We start from the raw sequence: 20,953 nt of genomic DNA, 5'->3' as shown, positions 1-20,953 counted from the left end.
GGCGGCTACGGGCGATCTTGGTCGAGAACCCGTCTGCCAGGAGCTTCGTCATTCCGCAGATCCGTCCAACATGAGGCCAGCACAGTCAGGTCGGACAAGGCTCACTCTTCCCGTCGGGGAAGTGAATGCCCCGGCCTCGGAGAGAACGACGGCGGTGGTTACTCCTGCCACCCCGGCCCCGACAACGACAACGCACTCCCGCGCGCTTGAGGGCGCTCACAAGAGCAGAGCCACGTCGAGATACTCCTGCACCGGCTCGAACAGCCCGTACGGCACGTACTCCGGGATCTCGCCATGCGCGATCCACGCAAGTTCGGCCAGCTCTTCGGCGCTCGCGACGAACGCCTTGCCGCCGAGGGCCCTACATGCGATGTAGTGGATCGCCCGGCCCGTCATGGGGTGAACCCGCCGTCCCAGCACGCTGCTCGGGGCCACCAGGAGCCCGGTCTCCTCCTGAGTCTCACGCACCGCGGTTTCCTCAGGCGCTTCGTCAGACTCGATCTTCCCGGCTGGGAACTGCCACAAGAGGGCTCCTTCCGCGATGCGTCGCCGCACGAGCAGTACACGCCCGTCCTGAACGACGACGGCAGCGGCGACTGCCGTCTGGGCCTCGATCGTCACCATGATTCCTTTCCTGAAGGTCATCCGCACCACATCGCAATGCTGGATCGGACCCTGATCCGGCGTCAGGCTCGGCGCCGGCTGCGCCGACGTGTGCCTCAGTCCCTGACGGGAAGCTCCCGCGCCGCGTAGTAGGCGTGCAGCGCAGCCTCACTGCCTGAACCCAAAGCGGTCATGATCCGCTGGAAGCGGGCGGAGCGCAGGTCGCCGGCCACGATGATGCGTGAGCGCTGGCCGGTCGGCGGGCAGTAGCCGTCCGCGCCGCGGATGAGGCCGCCGGGCGGAGCGGTGGGCGCGTTCCCGATGCTCAGGTACGCGGCGTCTGCCGTGACCGTGTGCCCCTCGCCGTCCCGGATCACCCGGGAGTCGGGGTCGGCCGGTGCGGGCAGAACAGCCTCGACGTCCAGTGGCATGGGAGCCAACGCCAGTGCGAACGTGGCGCGGGCCCGCATGGCTCCGTGCTCGTCGCACAGAGCGAGGCTGAGTATCGGCGTGGCCTCGCCGGGCGCGAGACACGACCAGGCTGTACGGACTGCTGTGTAGCGGACCCGTGGGTCCGAATCGGCTAGTGCCACAGCCACTGGTGCCGCATCAGACGACGTTCGCCCTGTTGTGACCGCCTGGACAACCATCCCGAAAGGAAGATCGCGATACCTGCCTTCTGGCGTCAGAGACAGGCACCACGAGATGATCATCCTATGGCAGATGTGATTTTCTTCGATCTGGACGGCACCCTGGTCGATCATCGAAGCGCGGTCTTGGAAACGATCGGCCAGATCGTCCAGGCCGCGCCGAACGCGACGGCTCCACCGGAGGAGCTGGCGACGTTGTGGTGGACGCTGGAGGCGCGCCACATGCGGGAATACCTGGCCGGTCAGTGCTCCTTCGCTGAGCACCACCGACGCAGGCTCCGTTCCTTCCTGCCGATGCTCGGCGAGCCGGTTCCTGAAAGTCCCGGCCTTCTGGACGCCTGGATCGCCGAGCGCTACCTCACCGTGTTCGAGGAGTCCTGGCGGTGCTATCCCGATGTCCAGCCATGCCTGGAGACCCTGAAACGGCTTCCCCGAGGACCGCGTCTGGCTGTTCTCACCAACGGGGACCCCGAGCAGCAGCGCGCCAAACTCGCCCGCTTCGGCCTCCTCGAATACTTCGAAGCCGTCCTGACCCCGACCGAGCTCGGTGCGGCCAAGCCCGTCGCCTACGCCACCGCCTGCCGGCGGATGCGGACGGACCCCGCGCAGGCGGTCAACGTGGGCGACATGCTGGAAAGCGATGTAAACGCAGCCGCCCTCGCCGGGCTCACCGGCATCTGGCTGGACCGCGGCATCGACTTCGTCACCGGTGGACCATCGCCGACGGCAGACGAGACGGTGCTCCGCATCGAACGGCTCACCGAACTCCCCGACCACCTGTCACGCACGACCGCCTGACCGGCTCTCACGGCCGTCGTCAGTGAGCGACCCGGGTCAACGCCTTCCCCGGGGCACGCATCAGCTGGTTCCAAGAATCATGGCCAGGTTCCAACTACCGTGGCTCGGCTCAACGAACCACTCAGCCCTTGGCCCGGGGCGGCCAACGGGGGTGCTCAGCGTGGCCAACCGAAGCGCTCAGTCACAGTGACGCGTTGCCCTGGTGATCGCCGGTTCGGTGTTGGCCCGTCAAGCTATGCGGGTGGCAGATCGAGTACGGGTTCGTGAGATCGATGATGACGAGGGCCGGCGGCTGCTGCGGATCATCCGCAGGGGCACCGGCTCGGTGGTGACGCGGCGGCGCGCGCAGATGGTGCTGCTGTCTGCCCAGGGCATGCTCGTGGCGAAGATCGCCGAGGTGACGTTCACCAGCCCGGACCGGGTCCGCGATGTGATCCATGACTTCAACACCGACGGCTTCGAGGCGCTCTACCCGAAGTACAAAGGCGGACGCCCAGCTTCGCCCCGCAGATCTCGTACTACCAAGAGCAGCCCCTGGCCATCAGTTACCAATTCGCGGGTCAACAACGCACCTACTACCCGGACGTGCCGGCGGCGACCGAGGATGATCGTTGCATCATCATCGAAGTAAAGCCGGTCTACGAGATGGCGATGGCCGTCAACGTCGCGAAGTACCAAGCCGTCGAGGAGTTCTGCCGGAGCCGGGGCTGGGGTCTCGTGGCCACCGACGGCAACCGCACCCGCGGGCTCCTTGAGCACCGTGCGGTCGATCCACAGCTGGATCACGCACTGGCCGCCGCCCTCGACGCTCAGGGAGAGCTCGCGTGGCCGCAGGTTCGAGCCGCAACCGGCTCGCTGCCCACCTGTCGGTACTGGCCGCGAGGGGGCGGCGGGCGCGCGGGGGTGCGTGGGACGGAGCCGTTCCACGCACCCCCGCGCCCGTACCCGCGCCTCTCCCAGAATGTCCTCAGACCCGGCTGCCCAGCCACTCGTGGACGGCGAGTGCGGTGGTACGGGCGTGTTCCTCCAGCATGGTGAAGTGGTCCCCGGGCACGGTGACCTCGGCGTGCGGCAGGCTCCAGTCCGGGGCGGGTTCGGCGCCGGGCGGCAGGTCCCGGGCTCGTACGTACAGGGTGGGACAGGCGAGCGGCGCGGTCTTCCAGTCACTGAAGAGCTCGAAGTATCCGGCCATGGCGGTGAGCCGGTCGGGCTCGGCAGAGGCGAATTCCGCCGCCCGGCGCAGCATGTCCGACGTCATCGCGGAGAGCGCCTGACCCCGGTCGCCGTGACCGGGGGGATAGGTGTCCACCAGGACGACGGCCGCCGGGGCGGCACCCTCGGACTCCAGACGCTCGGCCACGGCATGGGCCACCCAGCCACCGGCCGACCGCCCCAGCAGTACCGGGGGGCCTTCGGCCGCGGCTGCGCGGACGGCAGCGGCCTGGGCGGTGACGAGGGCGTCCAGTGTGGCGGGCAGAGCCTCTCGGGGCTCGAACCCCGGGTACCGCACCGCGGAAACCGGCCGCAGCCCCCGCAGCCCGGCACCGAGGCGCGCGTACTCCTGCGGTCCGGACAGCGCGCTGAGCGCGGGGGCGCACACCAGCCGGGCCCCCGTGCCGCCCGCCGCGAGCACGACGGGTGCGTGCGTCGCACCGGGCGCCCCCGCCCTGTCGAAGACCGGGCGCAGGCGCGCGGCGACGGTCAGGAGCACCATGCCGTCCCAGCTCTGTCCCCGGGCGCATGCGGTACGAAAGAGCGCGCCCAGGGAATCCGGAGCTCCCCCGGCGTGCGGTGCGTCGGCGGCCTGCACCCGGGCGTCCGGCGGAGCGCCCGCCTCCGGACCGCCCCCCGCGCCGTCGTCCGCCGGTCGGCCCGGAGGGTCGGCGGCCTCGGGCCCTCCCCGGCCGTCGGACACGGCGCCCACAGGAGGTGCCTCGGCGGCATACCGCCGCGTCAGCTCGGCGGCGAGCGCGCGCGGCGTCGGGAAGTCGAACAGCAGCGTGGACGGCAGTGCCAGCCCCGTCCACGCCGCGAGCTCATTGCGCAGATCGACCGCGGCCAGGGAGTCCAGCCCCAGGTCCGCCAGCAGGGTGTCCTCGTCGATCTCGCTCGCCTCCTCCCGGTGGCCCAGGACGCGGGCTGCCAGGGTCCGGACCTTGGTGAGCAGCACCCCGCCCCGCTCGCCGGGGGGAGCAGCCGCCAGCGCCCGGCCGATTCGGTCCCCGCCCCCGTCGCCCCCGTCGGCAGCAGGCGTTCGGAGCCGGTTCGCCCCCGGGTCGCCGCCGCGGAGAGCGGCCGGGGCGAGGCGGGCCGCCACCACCACAGGTTCGTCACCGGCCACGGCGGCGTCGAAGAGGACCAGACCCTCTTCCGGCCCGAGCGGGCCGAACCCGGAGCGGGCCATCCGCTGCCGATCCGCGTCGCCGAGGTGCGCCATCATGCCGTCGTTCTGCCGCCAGGGGCCCCAGACGATCGACGTACCGGGCAGTCCGAGCTGCCTCCGGTGTCGTGCCAAGGCATCGAGCACGCAGTTGGCCGCGGCGTAGTTGGCCTGGCCGGCGGAGCCGAAGGTGCCCGCCACCGAGGAGAACAGCGCGAACACGGCCAAGTCGTGTCCCCGGGTCAGTTCGTGCAGAGCGAGAGCGGCATCCGCCTTGGGGCGCAGCACCCGCCTCAGACGGTCGGTGGTGAGCGCCGCGACGACGCCGTCGTCCAGCACTCCCGCGGTGTGCACCACGCCGGTCAGCGGGTGGGCCGCCGGTACCGCGTCGAGCAGGGCGGCGAGCGCGGTCCGGTCCGCGACGTCACAGGCGTGAACGGATACCTGGGCGCCCGCCTCATGCAGCTCCGCGACGAGTTCCCGGGCCCCTGGAGCGTCCGGCCCGCGTCGGCCGGCGAGCAGTAGATGCCGGACGCCGTGGGCGGTGACCAGGTGCCGCGCCACCAGCTTGCCCAGGGAACCGGTGCCGCCGGTGACCAGGACGGTGCCCTCCGGGTCGAGCGGCCGCCGCTTCCGCGGCTTCGGTGCCGCCTTGGCCAGTGGCACCAGCTTCGGCACGTACGCCGTCCCTCGGCGTACGGCTGCCTCCGGTACCGAGGCGGCCAGCAGGGCGGGCAGGGCACTCCAGGAGTCGGGGTGTCCGTCCACGTCGATCAGGGCGAAGCGGCCCGGGTTCTCCCGCAGGGCCGAGCGAACCAGTCCCCACACCGGTGTGTGCAACGGTACGGACGCTGTTTCGCCGGATCGGCCGTCATTCCCGCGATCGGCGCCGTCCGCAGGGAAACCGTCGTCGGCCGAAGTGACGGCGTCGGACGTCACGAGGACGAGACGGGAGCGGGACAGATGCGGTTCGGCGAGCCACTCCTGCACGAGCCTCAGCGCCCGGTCCGCTGCCCGCAGCAACCCGGCAGCTTGGTCCTGCGCACCGCCGGTCGTGTCAGGCGGCGGGCACGGTGCCACGACGACGGCCGACGCGTCGCACGCCGCCGGGCCGGGGTAGACCGGGACGCCGGAACCCGGGGGCGCGAGGGCGTCCACCAGCCGTGTGCCCGCCGTGCCCAGAACCCCCCAGCGGGGCATCGCCACGGGTGCGGGCGGCTCGGTCAGCGGCACCCAGTCCGTCCGGTGGAGAGCACCGGTGACCGCGTCCGCCGTCGCCGAGCCGGTACGCGGAAGGGGCCGGAGCGTCAGCGAACGGACCGTCGCCACCGGTGAGCCCGTCTCGTCGGTCAGTTCCACTCCGGCCTGCCCGTCGGGCCCGGCGGTCATCCGTACCCGCAAGCGCTGTACGCGGGCGGTGTGCACGCGCACTCCGCTGAAGGCGAACGGCAGGGACAACCCGTCGGCCGCCGGACCGGCTGTCCCGGAACCGTTCGTGACAAGGCTGTCCAGGGCCAGGGCGTGCAGCGCCGCGTCGAGCAGTGCGGGATGCAGGACGAACCCCGGGCCGTCCGCCTCCGCGCGCGGGGCCCGGGCCGCTTCGGGCAGCGCGACATCGGCGTACAGCTCCCTTCCGTGCCTCCAGGCGGCGCGCATGCCCTGGAAGGCGGGGCCGTAACGCAGCCCGCCGGCGGCCAGCCGCTCGTACGGTCCGGTCCCCGGACCGTCGGCATGCACCGGCATCGCCGCCTCCGGCGGCCAGGACACGTGCGGGCGGGGCGCGCCGCCGGTCTCGGCGGCGGCCGCTTTCCGGTCCGCGGGCGGCTGCGCCCGCGAAAGAGTGCCGACGGCGTTCCGGAGCCAGGGCTGGTCACCCGCCGGATTGTGCGGCCGGGAGTGGCAGAGCACGGTCCGCCGTCCCGCGTCGTCCGCCCCCGCCACCTTCACCTGCAAGGCGACGGCACCGTCCGAGGGCAAGGGCAGCGGCGCGGTCAGAACGAGCTCGTCCAGGACGGCCGCGCCCGCCAACTCACCAGCGTGGAGGGCCATTTCGACGAAGGCGGTCGCCGGCAGCAAGATCTCCCCAGCCACCACATGATCGGCAAGCCACGGCTGGTCGCGCACCGAGAGCACCCCGCTCAGCAGCAACCCGTCGTCGTCGGCCGTGCGGGTATACGACCGCAGGAACGGATGGGTGGGCTCGGCCGTCGGAGACACGGGCGGATGCCCCGGGGCGGGCTCCAGCCAGTACCGGCGGCGCTGGAAGGCATACATGGGCAGTGCGACGCGCCGCCCGCCGCGCCCGGCGAAGACGGCCCGCCAGTCGACGGGCACGCCGTGGGCGTGCAGCGCGGCAAGCGTGTCGAGCAGGGTGTCCGCTTCCGGCCGCGTCCCGCGCAGTGTCGGCAGGACCAGCGGTGCCGGGCCCCGCTTGCCGCCGCCCGCATCGCCCGTGTGCGGGTCCGCCGGGGCCGGTCCGACCGAAGCGAGGCAATCTCGTACCAGGCCGGTGAGCACCCCATCCGGCCCCAGTTCGACGTAGTGGGCCGCGCCTCGCTCACCCAGGTGCGCCACCGAATCGGCGAAGCGGACCGGACGGCGGACATGGTCCACCCAGAACTCCGGTGTGCACAGCTCCTCGTCGGTGGCCGCCCGGCCCTGCACGGCGGTGATCAGAGGCAGCCGCGGCGCGGCGAAGGACAGACGCCGGACCACGTCCGCGAAGTCGGCCAGCACGGGCTCCATCCGAGCGGAGTGGAAGGCATGGCCGACCCGTAGCGGCGTCACCGAACGGCCCCGCGTCCGGAAGTACGCGGCGGCCTCCCGCACCGCGGCCTCGTCGCCCGAGACGACCACCGAGGCGGGCCCGTTGACCGCGGCGATCTCCACCGCACCCCCGGTCCCGGCGAGGTGGGCGGCCACCTCGTCCGCCCCGGCGGCCACAGCCACCATCGCGCCGCCCGGAGGCAGCGCGTCCATCAGCCGGCCCCGGGCCGCCACCAGTGTGCACGCATCCGCGAGGGACAACACCCCGGCGACATGTGCCGCCGTCACCTCGCCCACCGAGTGCCCGGCCACCAGGCCGGGGCGTACCCCCCAGGCCTCGAATTGCCGGAACAAGGCCGTCTCCAGGGCGAAGAGCGCCGGCTGCGCGAACCGGGTCGTATGCAGCAGCGCGCCCGTCTCCGTACCGGGCCCGGCGAACATGACGTCTCGCAGGGGCACCGGCAGCAGCGTGTCGAACAGGGCACAGCAATCGTCCAACGAACTGGCGAAGGCCGGATGCAGATCCCGCGACTCGTACAGTTCACGGCCCATGCCGACGCGCTGGCTGCCCTGGCCGGTGAACAGCAGGGCCTGCGGGCCGTGGTGGCGGGACGTGCCGGTGTGCACTCCGGGCCGGTCGCCACCCTCCGCCACGGCCCGCAGGGAGCCGAGCAGCTCGGCACGGTCCCGGGCCACCACCACGGCCCGGTGCTCGAAGGCCGCACGCGTGGTGGCGAGCGAGTAGCCGATGTCCACCGGGGCCGCATCAGGGGCGGCGACCACATGGTCGTACAGCCGTCGCGCCTGGGCCCGCAGCCCCGGCACGCTCCTGGCCGACACCGGAAAGGCCACCGCGGCCGGTCCCGGACGTGCCGCACCTTCCAGCACCGCCCCGGGCCCGACGCGGCCGCTTGCGGTCCCGCCGTCCGCCAGGGCACACGGCGGTGCGGCCTCCCCGTCGTCCGGGGCCTCTTCGAGCACCACATGGGCGTTGGTGCCGCTGATGCCGAACGAGGACACCCCCGCCCGTCGCTGACGGTCCGTCGCAGGCCACTCCACCGTCCGGGTCAGCAGCGCGATCCGCCCCGTCGACCAGTCGACACGGGGGGTCGGCTCGTCGGCGTGCAGCGTACGCGGCAGCACGCCGTGCCGCATCGCCTGCACCATTTTGATCACGCCGGCCACTCCGGCGGCGGCCTGGGTGTGACCGATGTTCGACTTCACCGAGCCCAACCGGAGGGGACGCTGCCGCGCCTGGCGCCCGTACGTCGCGAAGAAGGCCTCCGCCTCGATGACGTCCCCCAGCCGGGTGCCGGTGCCGTGCGCCTCCACCGCGTCGATGTCCCCGGGAATCAGCCCCGCGTCCACGAGTGCCTGCCGGATCACCCGCTGCTGCGCCGGTCCGTGCGGTGCGGTCAGCCCGTTGCTCGCCCCGTCCTGGTTCACCGCCGAACCGCGCACCACGGCCAGTACCGGAAGTCCGGCACGGCGCGCCTCGGACAACCGGCTCAGCAGCAGCATTCCAGCGCCCTCGGCCCACCCCGTGCCGTCGGCGGACGCGCCGAACGCCTTGCAGCGGCCGTCCGGAGCCAGCGCCCGCTGGCGACTGAACTCCACGAACGATGAGGGCCCCGACATCACCGTGGCGCCTCCGGCCAACGCGAAGTCACACTCACCCCGGCGCAGCGCCTGGGCCGCCAGGTGCAGGGCCACCAGGGACGAGGAACACGCCGTGTCCACGGTGATGGCCGGGCCTTCGAGGCCGAAGGTGTAGGCGATACGACCCGAGGCGACGCTTCCGGCGTTGCCGAGGCCGAGGTACCCCTCGACATGCTCGGGCGTCCTTGTCAGGTGGCGGGCGTAGTCGCTGTACATCAGCCCGACATACACGCCGGTCGCCGAGCCGCGCAGGGTGCCGGGGACGAGACCGGCGTGCTCGAAGGCCTCCCACGCCACTTCGAGCAGCAGCCGGTGCTGCGGGTCCATGGCCAGCGCCTCGCGGGGAGAGATGCCGAAGAAGCCGGGGTCGAAGCGGTCCGCACCGGAGAGGAAACCGCCTTCGCGCACATACGTCCGTCCGGGCCGTCCGGGATCCGGGTCGTACAGCGCCCGGGTGTCCCAGCCCCGGTCGGTGGGGAAGGGACCGATGGCGTCCCTCCCGTCGGCCACCAGCCGCCACAGTCCCTCGGGAGAGGTCACGTCTCCGGGATAGCGGCATGCCATCCCCACGATCACCACGGGGTCGTCGTCCGACCGGGCCGCACTCCGGTTCACGGGCCCGGCGCCGGCCGGCGCGGCGGCGCTCCGTGCCCCGAGGTGGGCGGCGAGCGCGGCGACCGTGGGAAAGTCGAAGGCGACGGCCTCGGAGAGCGGCAGGCCGGTCACCGCCGACAACCGCTCCCGCAGCACCGTCGCCGTCAGGGAGTCCATACCCAGGTCCCGCAGTGCCGTGCTCGGCTCCACCGCCTGAGCTGTGCAGCCGAGCACGGCCGCCACCTCGTTCCGCACCAGGGTCAGCAGGTTCTCCGACGGCTTCCCGGTGGCCTTCGCGCCCAGCGCCCTCGCCGGCCGGCCGGCGAGGTCCCGCCGCAGGGTCTTCCCGGAGGTGGTACGGGGAATGTCCTCCACCTCGAACAGCTCGACGGGTACCTTGAAGCCGGACAGTTCCGCACGGCAGGCGGCGAGGATGCGCCCCCTGTCCAGCACGCCGCCATCGGGCTCGGGGACCAGATAGCCGACCGGCACCTCGCCGAAGACAGGGTGCGGGCGTCCGGCCACGGCGGCGTCCGCCACCCCCGGCAGCCGCCGCAGCACCGCCTCCACTTCCGAAGGATGGATGTTCACCCCGCCTCGAATGATCAGATCACTCGCCCGGCCGGTGACCGCCAGTCCACCGAAGGCATCGATCCTGGCCAGGTCACCTGTGCGGAACCAGCCATCCCGCAGTATCTCCGCGGTGGCTTCCGGCCTGCCGTGGTAACCGGCCATGACCCCGGGCCCGTTGACCCACAACTCACCCTCGCCCGTGTCCCGGCCGTCGGGGCCCCCGCCGACCCGGACCCGGGTGCCGGGCAGCACCCGGCCGCACGCCCCGGACGTCGTCGCCTCGCCCGGCGCCGGCATGGTGACCGGGCCCGCCTCCGTGCTGCCGTAGTGCTCCAGATAGGGGACACGGCAGATCGCTTCGAAGGACTCGCGGAACCCGGGCCCCGCCGCGGCGCCACCGCTGACGCAACCCCGCAGCGCGGGGGCACCGAGACCGCCGCCGTCCTTGCCGCTTTCCTCGCCCCGGACCGCGTCGAGCAACGCCGAATACGTTGTGGGGACCCCGCCGAGTAAGGTGAACGAGGCATCCCCACGACGCAGTTCGCCGAGCACTCCCGCCACCGAGAACCGGGGCAGCAGCACCGCGCTCGCCCCCACCGCGGTCACCCCGAGGAAGCACACCACCTGGCTCATCGCGTGATGGAGGGGCAACGGCCACAGCACGCGGTCCCGTTCGGACAGGCCCAGGACGCCGACGAGGCCCGTCGCGACCGGCGCGAGGCGGTTGCGCTGGGTGGACAGGACGCCCTTGGGCACGCCGGAGGATCCCGAGGTGTAGAGCAGCCAGGCCACTTCGTCCAGTGCGAGATCGTCCCGGGCCGGCGTCCGCGGCTCCGTACCCGCCAACTCCTCGTACCGCAGAACGCCACCCGCGACCGCGGCGGACCGGCCCCCGGTTCCGCCGGCCCCGTCCGCCGGCTCCTCGAAGTCCGCGCACCAAGGCGAGTTCCCGTCCCCCTCCTCGGCGCCGCCTTCGGCCACCACCACGATCAGCCCGGGTCGCAACGGCAGCGTTCGCCGCCGCACCGGGCAGGCGCCATCGGTGATGAGCACCCGTGCCCCGCTGTCGTCCAGCAAGCGGGTCAGCTCCTCCTCCGAGCTCCCCGGGTCCAGAGGTACGCCCACGCCGCTCGCCCGGGTGACGGCGAGCAGGCTCTCGACCGCCTCGACACGGTTGCCGAGCAGTACGGCCACCCGGTCACCGCGCGCCAGGCCGAGTCCTGCCAGGTGACCGGCCAACCGTGCGGTCCTCCTTTCCAGCTCCCGGTAGGTCACACGCCTGAGCCGGTCCTGGAAACAGACCTTGTCCCCGAGGCGCCGGGCGTGGTACCCGAGCAGTTCCGGCAGTGGTTTGACGATGTCGGCGTGCGGACCCACCGCATGACCTCCTTGAGACGACCCGTCGTTGAGGACGACGGCACGGTTTACCGGGTTGCCTCCCGGCGATGGGTGGACCGCGTCGGGGCCCCTCAGAGCCGTTCGTTTTACGGTCCCGGCAAGGACCCGGGCTGTCTCGTCAGGGAAGCAAGAGCATGTCGATGGCGGCGACGGCTGCCACGGAGTGGTCGGCAAGGGGCAGGGCACTGGCGTCGGCCCGTACACGTGACGGAGAGCGTCCGGCAGCTTGGCGGAGCATCTGCTCGGACAGATCGAGGCTGATCACAGCAGGGAAGGCGGACGCGAGGAGCGGAGTGAACTGGCCCGTTCCGGAGCCGGCTTCCAGGCAGGGGCCGTACGGCAGGGGGCCGCCGCGGGTGATGGCGTCACGCAGTGGGTCGTCACGGCTGGTGGCTTCGGTGGTGTCCCACTCGGGGCCGAGTTGGTCGAACAGTCCGGCAAGGAAGTCTGCTTCCGCAGTGGTCCAGGGGCGTCGGCCGGTGGCCAGATCTTGGGCGAAGACGCGGATGCGTCTGCTGTGTCTTTCGGTGGCACAGGTTTGCCGTCCGGGCTGGGCAGGACGCGCAGCAGCGTAGAACTCATAGCTCCAGTTGAGCAGCAGGTGGGTGGTTCAGGGATCGACCTGGGGGTGGAAAGCCGGGCCCATCCTTGGGTGGAGGCTCAACGGCGGTCGGTCGGCAGGTGTATCGAACTGCATGTCGGCCAACCAGCGCGGAAGTGGCGACGTGTCAGGGGTGACCGAAGTGTTCACCGCGGTCAGCCTCGTGGATTTGGTGCTGAACGTGGTGTCCGTCACCACCACTGTCGTGGTCATGCCCGGAGCCGGGAGAACCGCCCATCATACGGAGCATGTCCCGTCCGCCGGTGCGGAGGAACCGGATGAGGAGGGCTGCGGCCAGGATGAGGAAGGCGATGTTGAGGAAGGTGGTGTAGTTCCAGGTGACGCCCCCCATCGGGATTTTCGCGTCGGCCTGGTCGGGGATGAGGCCGACGCCACCGAAGGCGAACTCCACGATGTAGCCCGCCACGACCGTGGCGAGGTAGAAGGTGCCGAGCAGGAACACAGCCGTCTTCGCGCCGTAATACTTCCGGTAAATGTTGAGGATCGGCAGGATCAGCAGGTCGGCGAAGATGAACGCGACGACCCCGCCGAAACTGATCCCGCCCTTCCACAGCACCACCGCGAGGGGCACGTTGCCGATCGAGCAGACGAACGAGGCGATCGCGACCAGAGGTCCGATGATCGGCCCCCACAGCTTGGAGGCCAGCGGGTGGCCGTCGAAGAAGAACGTGCGCCAGAACGAGTCCGGCACCCAGGCGGCGATGGCCCCGGCGATGAGGAGGCCGATCACCAGATCCCGCAGGATCGCCGCCCACTCCATGACGAAGACGTGGGCGGTGGAGGTGAAGCCCTCGCGTGACAGCAGCCGGCGGGTGAAGGAGCCCTCCCGCTGTACGGACATGTCCATCGCCGCGTGGCCCTCCATGGACCCGGCGAGTCCGCGTTCGGCTTGCTCGCGGGCCTGGCGCAGGAGTCTGTCGCGCAGGAACAGCCGGAACAGCACCGCCAGGACGACGATCATGATGGGGCCGCCGACGAACTCCGCCGCGGTGAACTGCCAGCCCATCAGCAGCGCCAGAATGACACCGAGTTCGACGACCAGGTTGGTCGAGGCGATCTCGAAGGCCATCGCGGCGGTGAAGTTCGCGCCTTTGCGGAACAGCGAGCGCGCCAGCGCCACGGCGGCATAGGAGCACGAGGACGAGGCGGCGCCGAGGCCGGCGGCGATGGCGAGCGTACGAGGGCGGTCGTCGCCGAGCAGGGAGACGACGGTGGACTTGCGGACGACCGCCTGGACGACGGCGGACAGGGCGAAGCCCAGGATCAGGGCCCAGGTGATCTCCCAGGTCATGGAACCGGCGATCGACAGTGCGTGCAGTACGGCGTGGATCATCCCTGGAGCCTTCCGACAGAAGCACGACATGTGGCCCACCGACACGTCGCACCTGGGCGGTGCCACGTGACAGAGGCTGGGCGCAGGGGCGCCACCCGGTGGGCGGCGCCCCTGCGGGTGTGTCAGCCGACCTTGAGGGTCAGGGCTGCGGTGTGCACCTTCCCGCCGGTCTGGAACCGGGGGAACAGCCGCCAGTTCCCGGAGGTCGGCAGTTCCGCGTTGAAGGACAGCTCCGGGCCGCCGTGGTCACCGTTGGCCTTCGTGGTCGGGTGGAGACCAGCTCCCGCTGCCGCTCGGCGGTCATCTCTGCCGGGTGCGTGAACTGCAAGACCTCAAGGTCGATGTGCGTGGTCATGACCGGCAGCCTGCCAGAGACCTCCGACAGCGCCGGGTGCGTAGACCATGCGCACCCGGCAGTGAGGTGTCAGGCCGGGACTGGAACTGCGGCCGGTGCGGGGTGGAGGTGTCCGGTGCGACGAAGCCCGGTCAGTGCTGCGGCGCATCCGAGCCCGAGCGCGGTCAGCACCGTCCACGGCAGCCAGGGGGCATGCGTGCGGGCGGCGAGGTCGAAGAGGGCACCCACGGCGAGGTTTCCGACGGCGACGGCGATGCCGGAGGCTGTGCTGTAGGCCCCGTAGTACGTGGCGACCAGGCGTTCACCCGAGAGCCGGACCAGGGTGTCCATCTCGAACGGGTACAGCAGTGCGGAGCCTGCGGCCAGCAACGCCGCGCACCCCACCAGCCCCACAAGCCCGAGCACTGCGGCCAGGCCATGGGCGGACGCATGCGGGCCGGGCACCAGCGGCAGGAACGCCGCACCCATGACTGCCAGGCCGATTGCGATGGCCTTCGACGGATCCAGGCGTTTGCGAGCCCAGTCGGTGAGACGTAGCTGGCCTGCGACCGCGACTAGGGCGGAGGCGGCGAAAACCACGCCCATCGCGGTGCCGCTGCCGTCGCCGAGGAGGGCGCGGGCCTGGAGGGGCAGGGCGAGATAGGTCTGGAAGGCCAGCAGATAGGAGCCGGCCATCGCGGCGGAGAACAGCACGAAGGGCCGGTTGCGGAGAATCGCCCGCCAGTCCGCGACGATCCCCCGCCACCCGCTCGTACACTGCGGGTCCGGTGCCGGACGCCGCGCAGGCAGGGCGCGAGCCTGCACGAGCGCCAGCACTCCGAAGACGGCGGCCGAGACCGCGCACACGATGCGGAAGTCCAGGGCGAGCAGGGACAGCCCCGCGAGCGGGCCGAGCAGGATGCCTGCCTGGTAGAAGACGTTGAAGCAGGCGAACGCCTCCACCCGGCGCTCCCCGGCCCCTTGGGCGAGGTAGGCGCGCACGGCGGGGTTGAAGAGTGCTCCGGCGAATCCGGTGGCGGCTGAGGCAATGATCAGGGCGGCCAGTGTGTCGGCGAAGGCCAGCAGTGCGAACGCGCCGGTGCGCAGGGCGCATCCGGCAAGGATCATCGGCTTGTAGCCGATCCGGTCGGCGAGGGTTCCGCCGAGCCAGAACATTCCCTGTTGGGACAGGTTGCGGACGCCCAGCACCAGGCCGACCGCCCAGGCCGCGAGGCCGAGGCCGTGGGCGAGATGGTCGGCGAGATAGGGCATGAGCATGTAGAAGCCGAGGTTGATACCGAACTGGTTGACCATCAGCAACTGGATGCTCGGGTCGAACGAGCGCATCTGGGCGCGCAGCCGCCTCACCGTGCACCCGCCAGGACAGCGCGGGCGGCGGCCGGGGCCGGGTCAGTGACCGTGCTGCAGCGCGTCCAGGACGTCACCGCCCGCTCGTCGGGCTCCTTGATCTCCGTCGGTTCGACGGGGGCTGGTGTGTCGAGCAGGTCGTGGCCATGGCACCAGCCGTCGTTGTAGATGGTGTCGAGGTAGCGGTGGGGTCCGTCGGGGAAGACCGCGGCGATGCGAGTTCCGGCCGGCAAGGTGCGGGCGGCCCAGCCGGCGACCAGCGCCACGGCTCCCACGCTCCAGCCGCCCGAGGCGTAGTGGCAGCGGGCCAGGGTGCGGCAGGCCCACACCGCTTCGGCGGGGGCGACCCAGTGGATCTCGGTGAACGCCTCGTAGGCGACATTGCCCGGGTGGATGCTGGAGCCCAGCCCGCGCATCAGCCGTTGTCCGGCGGGCTGCCCGAAGATCGTCGAGCCGGTCGCGTCGACGCCGATCAGGGCGAGGTCGGGGAACGTCTGGCGTAGCGCGGCGGAGATTCCTGCGGAGTGGCCGCCGGTACCGACGGAGGCGACCAGGACGTCGATGCGGCCCAGCTGGGCGATGAGTTCGGCGGCCAGCGGACTGTAGGCGGCCGTGTTGTCGGGGTTGTTGTACTGGTCCGGGCACCAGGCGCCCGGATGCTCGGCGAGTAGTTCGGCTACCTTCTCGCGCCGGGCCTGCTGCCAGCCGCCTACCCGGTGGGCGGTGGTGACGAGTTCGACGCGGGCGCCGTAGGCGGTCAGGGCCCGGCGGATCGCGGGTTCGAGGCCGGGGTCGGTGACGACGGTCACCGGGTGTCCGTAGGTGATGCCGGCCAGGGCCAGCCCGAGTCCCAAAGTCCCGCTGGAGGACTCGATGATCGGTGCACCGTCGGCCAGGTCGCCGCGGACGCGAGCTCGGGCGACCATGTGCAGGCCGGGTCGGTCTTTGATGCCACCGGGGTTGGCGCCTTCGAGCTTGGCCCAGAAACCGCGGCCGGCGCTGGCGAAGGGTTCCCCGATCCGCAGGACCGGGGTGTTGCCGACCAGGCCGGACGGGCCGCGGGCAGACGTGGGGGCAGGAGTGTACGCAAGGGGGTTCACGACGGGTCACGGCTCCTCGCCCCGGCCGGAAAGACAGGCTCGGGGCATCGGCGGATCAGGGCGCGGACACACAGCCGCCCGGTCCCGTCCGGCGTCGCCGGACAGCGGCGGAAGGCGGCTGTGCGGGACCGGTCAGGTCCGCGCCACACACAGGGCCGTGAGAATGCAGCGTCCGCCCACGGCACCCTGGTCCGGGGCTCGGGCGGCCCCGGCACCGGTCAGACCGGAGTCGGGCGCGTCCGGCCGAGCGCCTGACGGGATCGCGCCGCCGAGTGCCGGCTGGGGCGGGGCGTCGCTGCGGACCCGGTCCACTGTGTGGTCGCCGGTCTCGGGGCAGCACGGTGCCCGCTCCGGGGAAGCGGCCGTGGCCTCACCGGCTGTCTCACCATTCGGCGCGGCCACGGCAGCCACGGAGAGCACGTTCAGCTGACGGTGCTGACTCTCGAACGCGGGCCCGTGGCTGTGCGCGCAGCCCAGCAGGTGGAAGGCCACCCAGACCAGGATGACGAGCACGCTGCCGTGCCGCACGCGGAGATGCGCTGGGGAGAGCAACGCCGCACCGATCATGCACACAAAGTATCCTGACGGACACCCAAAGTCACATTGTGGCGGGGCCGGCCCCGCCACAATGTGATGGCGGCAGTCGAACGGATCAGTGCTCAGGAGGCACCGGAGGTCGCATGGCCTGAGTCTTCCGGTGTCGGGCCTCGCGCCGGTTCGACCAGGTCGTCACCAGGAACAGCCCGAGGGCCAGGATGGCGATGGCGATGAGCGTCTGGACGGAGAACAGGACATCCAGGAACCCGTTCTCGGAGGCAGGGACTTCGGGCCGGTAGACGTCCGTGCGGGACGGGGCAGGGCCGGCGGAATGGGCCAGGGTGGACAGACAGGCCGAACCTGCCCGGCACACCTCGGTGAGGTGAGAGGGCATGCGGGAACTCCGGTTACGTCGTTGACGGATCGTTGCGTCATGGCCGGACGGCGCGTGAGAGTCGCAGAGAGACGTCGACGGTTACGGCCCGCAAGGGATCCGCTGGTGCCGGAGGGTGAGATGCGCAGTCCGGGACGAAAGAGGTTGAAGCGCCAGGCGATCGAGAACGCCTATGCCAAAGAGGTGGAGGCGCTGTATCGGGCCCGAGTAGTGTTCGGCTGGCTACCTCCGCCGCCTCTCCTGCCCCGGGCCGGGGGGCGTCGCTGCGCTCACTTGCCTCCGCAGCACTCGTCTGCGCCAACTCTCCCCGGATATCCTTCCGTTGAGATCAGGTTTCGCCCCGTCGAGGGCGTCTCGTACACGGGGGGAAGAACGGTCATGGCCAACATCAGGGTCGAGACGGTGGCGCTCGACGCCGCGGGAATGCGACAGATCGCGAGCAGGGCCCGCCCTACCGCCGCGCTCGGCGAGCGTGCTGCCGAGATCGAGGAGGCCATCGTCCAGGCGTCGGCCATCGTTCAGCGGTCGCTGGACCAGGTGCCCGAGCGCGCCGGCTGGCAGGTCAAGAGTCTGGACGTCACCTTCGGGTTGACCCTGGCTGCCGAGGCCGGCGTCATCTTGTCCAAGGCGTCGGCCGAGGCCTCGTTCGAGGTCACCCTCACCGTGGAGCGAACACTGGGGACACCGTGACCGCAACTGACTACTGGGTCGACCTTCACCGGGCCGGGCAGCGGCTAGGCGGCGGTTTCCTGCTCACGCGCCGGTTCGTGCTCACGGCGCTGCACTGCCTGCGCGACCTGGCTCTCGAGGAACAGGTCGACATCGAACTCGCCGACGGCGAGCGGGTCGACGGCCGGGTCTGCCGGCAGGACAAAGAGGCGGATATGGCGCTCATTGAGATCGCCGCCAGCCATCGCGTGAGCCTGCCGATCCCCGCGGCCGACCGCGCCCGCGACGGTGACCGCTGGCGCGGCCCCTACCGCCCCGCTGCGGCCGACATCCACCTCAGCGGCCTCGTCAGTGGTACGGCCCGCCACCACTGCGTCGGCGGCGCCACCATCGAGGCCCTGCAGTTGACCACGGACCAACACCTCGGCGACTACTCCGGCTACTCCGGCGGCCCCGTCGAGGGCGTCCAGGAGGGCACGGAGCGGCAGCCTGCGGTGCTGGGCATCCTCATTGAGCAGACCCCGGACCGCGCCGACGCCTCCCGCGCCGCGAACGTGCTCATCGCCGCCACTATCGGGGAGGCGATGCGCCGCTTCGACCATCTCGACGTCGCGCACCTCATCGACGTACTCCGGCCGCCCCGGTCGGGACACCGGCAGCAGCAGGCCGCGACGCGTGTACGGTTCGCCGACGCCGAGGAGCTTTTGCGCCAACTCGACGACTGGGCCGAGCGCGAGTTGATCGATCCGGCGCAGGTCGCGGAGCTGAAGGTCTTGACCGTCAAGCGGCTCATCGAACGGGAAATGGGCGGGGGCGGCGCATGACAGGTGGTCCGGAGCCGCGCGTCCCCGAGGCATGGCTCACCACGCTCTCCCTGGCTCAGCGGGCACAGTCCGGCGACACAGCAGCGCGTGATCAGGTGAAGGACGCGGTCCAACAACTGTCCCGCGACCCGGAGTTACTGTCGATCGGGGATCTCGGCCAGGCCGTCACCGGTCTCACCGGGCTCCTCGACGACCTTGAAGAACCGGAGGTCTCACAGGCGCTGCTGCGGCAGGTGGTGTCCCGTCTGACGGCGAAAGGGACCGATGTGCGCTCCCGCCAAAGGTCCCTCAACCGGATCGCCGTCGCACTCGCGAACCGCGGCCAACTGACCGCCGCGGAACAGGTGTTGTCTGCGGCAATCAAAACGCCGTGGCGGCGGTCTGACAGCGACTACACGGCCCTGGCTATCACCTCCGCCAATCTCGCGGCGGTCGAACTCGGGCTGAACGACGTCGACGCAGCGGGCAGGTCCGCTGACCGGGCCGCGCAGTTCATTCGCATGGCCCCCGCCTCTACACAGTCGGACGGCCGACCCGTAGCACAACTCGAACTGCGGCTGCGCGTAGCCTCGCTTAAGGCGACGACAGCGCGCGCTCGGAATAAGCATGCCGCTGTGGAGGCCCGACTCGACGAGATCGCGGAGATCGCCCGCAGCCTGGTGGGGCTGCTCGGCGGAGAGCACCCGAAGTCACTGTCCGCGCTGGTGACACTGGCTCTTGCCGAGTGTGAGTCCGCGACGGCGTCCGGGGATCGCGACCGATCGGAACGCGCCGTCGACGTACTGCTCATAGCGGCACAGAAGGCAGCGGCGTCCGCGGGAGGCCGTCATCCGCTGACGGTGACCGCATTGTCGAGTCTTGCCGCGGCAGAGGGCCTCGTCGCCCTGGATTCGGGAGACAGCCAGCGTCTCTCGCGGGCAGAGGCCCTGACGAACACGGCACAGGAGCGTTCCAGGGCCGCCGCCGAAAACAGGGGGCTGCGCCGGCCCACCGCCCCTCGTGAGGCCCAGCTGCCACAACCGCAGCCCGATGAGGCCGCCCCTCGTGAGGCCCAGCTGCCACAACCGCAGCCCGATGAGGCCGCCCCTCGTGAGGCCCAGGTGCCACAACCGCAGCCCGATGAGGCCGCCCCTCGTGAGGCCCAGGTGCCACAACCGCAGCCCGATGAGGCCGCCCCTCGTGAGGCCCAGGTGCCACAACCGCAGCCCGATGAGGCAGTTGATGTCTCGACGCTGACCTTCAGCGTGCTCGGTCCGGTCGGCGTTTGGCGCGACGGTCTGACCGTGACTATCGGGTCACTGCGCGAACGCCTCCTGCTTGCCACGTTGTTGCTGCACGAAGGGCGCGTTGTCCCCACGGACGTGCTGATCCGCGCCGTATGGGGTGACAGTCCTCTGGCGCTTTCGACCGCGCTTCTTCACGTCCACGTTGCGCGGCTCCGGCGTCGACTCGGTCCTGACGTACTGGTCAGGAAACCCCCGGGTTACCTGCTCCGCCTCGCGCCTGGGTCTCTCGATCTCCATCGAGCGCGGGAGCTAGCAGAGCAAGCGGGGGAGAGTCGCGCGGCCGGGCGGGCAGAAGAAGCAAGGGCGTTCCTGAACCAGGCACTGGCCCTGTGGACCGGCGACCCGCTGGAAGCACTGCCAGTCCCGGACGCCGAGGAGGAACGGGAACAGCTCCGGGAATGGCGGCTGGAACTCCTCGCAACACGCCTGGAGCTGGATCTCGAACTGGGCGAGCCCGAGAAGGCCATCGCCGAACTGACCGAGCTGACCGCCGAGGATCCACAGCGCCGACGCTGGCGTAAGCTCCTCATGCTCGCCCTGCACCGCAGCGAGCAGCAGGCCGACGCAGTCGACCAGTACTCGGCCGCAAGACGCCTCCTCGCCGACGCGCTCGGGGACAGCCCGGACGCGTCGTTGCGGGATCTGGAGCGCCGTATGCGTGAGGACAGGCCGTGACGGCCGCCCCGCCGGTCGGGTCTTGGTGCCGTCCTTGGTCCGCTTGAACACCTTGAACAGGGTCCACCTCCAGCTCGTGGGGATGTCACGCAGATAGTGATCCGGCCCGCACGGGGCCTATCGAGCTCGTGCACGGTTAGCGGTGAGGCGTCGAGCTCCTTGGTCGTCAATCAAGGTTCAGTGAGCTTCTTCGAGCTGGCCACCGATCAGGGGACGGTCCACAAAGCGCAACGAGCGAGGCCCCCGGGCTGTTGATCGAGATGTCTGACGTCTCAACCACGTTGCTCGGGGGCCTCGTTGGTCATCCATCCTGCCGCACTGGGCACTGTGCAACATGAAGTTTGCAGGTCGCGGGTCTGGTGTGAGGGGCGGGCGGGATACTCACGCTGG

The 20,953-nt window shown here is 71.0% G+C and carries 13 protein-coding genes and 2 pseudogenes; 6 read left to right on the top strand and 9 right to left on the bottom strand.

The genetic code is table 11. The features are described from left to right. Positions 1-216 precede the first annotated feature (216 nt). On the bottom strand, positions 217-624 hold the full coding sequence (locus ACGFU7_RS40610) for an NUDIX hydrolase (protein ID WP_393703037.1): 408 nt from the start codon (positions 622-624) through the stop codon (positions 217-219). A gap of 95 nt (positions 625-719) precedes the next feature. Then, a pseudogene (locus tag ACGFU7_RS40605) lies at positions 720-974 on the bottom strand (pyridine nucleotide-disulfide oxidoreductase); the annotation flags it as partial. A 345-nt stretch (positions 975-1,319) separates the two neighbouring features. Here ACGFU7_RS40605 and ACGFU7_RS40600 point away from each other — a divergent pair. The 3 genes and pseudogenes from ACGFU7_RS40600 to ACGFU7_RS40590 all read left to right on the top strand — a co-directional run bounded on the left by ACGFU7_RS40600 (position 1,320) and on the right by ACGFU7_RS40590 (position 3,089). Further along, positions 1,320-2,051, top strand: a complete 732-nt coding sequence (locus ACGFU7_RS40600; protein WP_393703035.1) for an HAD family hydrolase — start codon at positions 1,320-1,322, stop codon at positions 2,049-2,051. Positions 2,052-2,292: 241 nt separating this feature from the next. Then, a pseudogene (locus ACGFU7_RS40595) lies at positions 2,293-2,583 on the top strand (helix-turn-helix domain-containing protein); the annotation flags it as partial. Further along, entirely contained in the window at positions 2,562-3,089 is a 528-nt protein-coding gene (locus ACGFU7_RS40590) for a Tn7 transposase TnsA N-terminal domain-containing protein (RefSeq protein ID WP_393703060.1), read from the top strand. The pseudogene ACGFU7_RS40595 and the gene ACGFU7_RS40590, both read left to right, overlap by 22 nt. Here ACGFU7_RS40590 and ACGFU7_RS40585 read toward each other — a convergent pair. The 7 genes from ACGFU7_RS40585 to ACGFU7_RS40555 all read right to left on the bottom strand — a co-directional run bounded on the left by ACGFU7_RS40585 (position 3,019) and on the right by ACGFU7_RS40555 (position 17,109). Continuing rightward, positions 3,019-11,400 (bottom strand): type I polyketide synthase, encoded by an 8,382-nt coding sequence (locus ACGFU7_RS40585; RefSeq protein WP_393703034.1) that lies wholly within the window; start codon positions 11,398-11,400, stop codon positions 3,019-3,021. The genes ACGFU7_RS40590 and ACGFU7_RS40585 overlap by 71 nt on opposite strands. Positions 11,401-11,539: 139 nt before the next feature. After that, the gene (locus tag ACGFU7_RS40580; RefSeq protein WP_393703058.1) at positions 11,540-11,746 is read right to left on the bottom strand and encodes a methyltransferase domain-containing protein; all 207 of its coding nucleotides are present in this window, start codon (positions 11,744-11,746) and stop codon (positions 11,540-11,542) included. Positions 11,747-12,149: 403 nt separating this feature from the next. Beyond that, the gene (locus tag ACGFU7_RS40575) at positions 12,150-13,373 is read right to left on the bottom strand and encodes a permease (RefSeq protein WP_393703056.1); all 1,224 of its coding nucleotides are present in this window, start codon (positions 13,371-13,373) and stop codon (positions 12,150-12,152) included. A 427-nt stretch (positions 13,374-13,800) separates the two neighbouring features. Next, a complete protein-coding gene (locus ACGFU7_RS40570) occupies positions 13,801-15,078 on the bottom strand; it encodes an MDR family MFS transporter (RefSeq protein WP_393703033.1) in 1,278 nt (425 codons plus the stop codon). Next, positions 15,075-16,178 carry a PLP-dependent cysteine synthase family protein gene (locus tag ACGFU7_RS40565; protein ID WP_393703031.1) on the bottom strand — a complete coding sequence of 368 codons (1,104 nt, stop codon included), beginning with the start codon at positions 16,176-16,178 and terminating at the stop codon, positions 15,075-15,077. Before ACGFU7_RS40565 ends, ACGFU7_RS40570 begins: the two co-directional genes overlap by 4 nt. Positions 16,179-16,310: 132 nt before the next feature. Beyond that, a complete protein-coding gene (locus ACGFU7_RS40560) occupies positions 16,311-16,745 on the bottom strand; it encodes a hypothetical protein (RefSeq protein ID WP_393703029.1) in 435 nt (144 codons plus the stop codon). An 85-nt stretch (positions 16,746-16,830) separates the two neighbouring features. Further along, positions 16,831-17,109: a hypothetical protein gene (locus ACGFU7_RS40555; RefSeq protein ID WP_393703027.1), complete on the bottom strand. Its 279-nt coding sequence runs from the start codon at positions 17,107-17,109 to the stop codon at positions 16,831-16,833. 378 nt (positions 17,110-17,487) lie between these two features. Here ACGFU7_RS40555 and ACGFU7_RS40550 point away from each other — a divergent pair, with 378 nt between their 5' ends. The 3 genes from ACGFU7_RS40550 to ACGFU7_RS40540 are packed head-to-tail and all read left to right on the top strand — an operon-like array spanning position 17,488 to position 20,563. Then, positions 17,488-17,799, top strand: a complete 312-nt coding sequence (locus ACGFU7_RS40550) for a CU044_2847 family protein (RefSeq protein WP_393703025.1) — start codon at positions 17,488-17,490, stop codon at positions 17,797-17,799. Continuing rightward, entirely contained in the window at positions 17,796-18,602 is an 807-nt protein-coding gene (locus ACGFU7_RS40545) for a serine protease (RefSeq protein WP_393703023.1), read from the top strand. The genes ACGFU7_RS40550 and ACGFU7_RS40545 overlap by 4 nt, the downstream gene beginning before the upstream one ends. Further along, a complete protein-coding gene (locus tag ACGFU7_RS40540; protein ID WP_393703021.1) occupies positions 18,599-20,563 on the top strand; it encodes a BTAD domain-containing putative transcriptional regulator in 1,965 nt (654 codons plus the stop codon). Before ACGFU7_RS40545 ends, ACGFU7_RS40540 begins: the two co-directional genes overlap by 4 nt. The last annotated feature ends 390 nt before the right edge of the window (positions 20,564-20,953 follow it).

Source organism: Streptomyces sp. NPDC048473, from assembly GCF_043200155.1.
In the GTDB taxonomy this organism is placed as follows: Bacteria; Actinomycetota; Actinomycetes; order Streptomycetales; family Streptomycetaceae; genus Streptomyces.
This window is presented reverse-complemented; position numbering and strand designations above follow the sequence as displayed.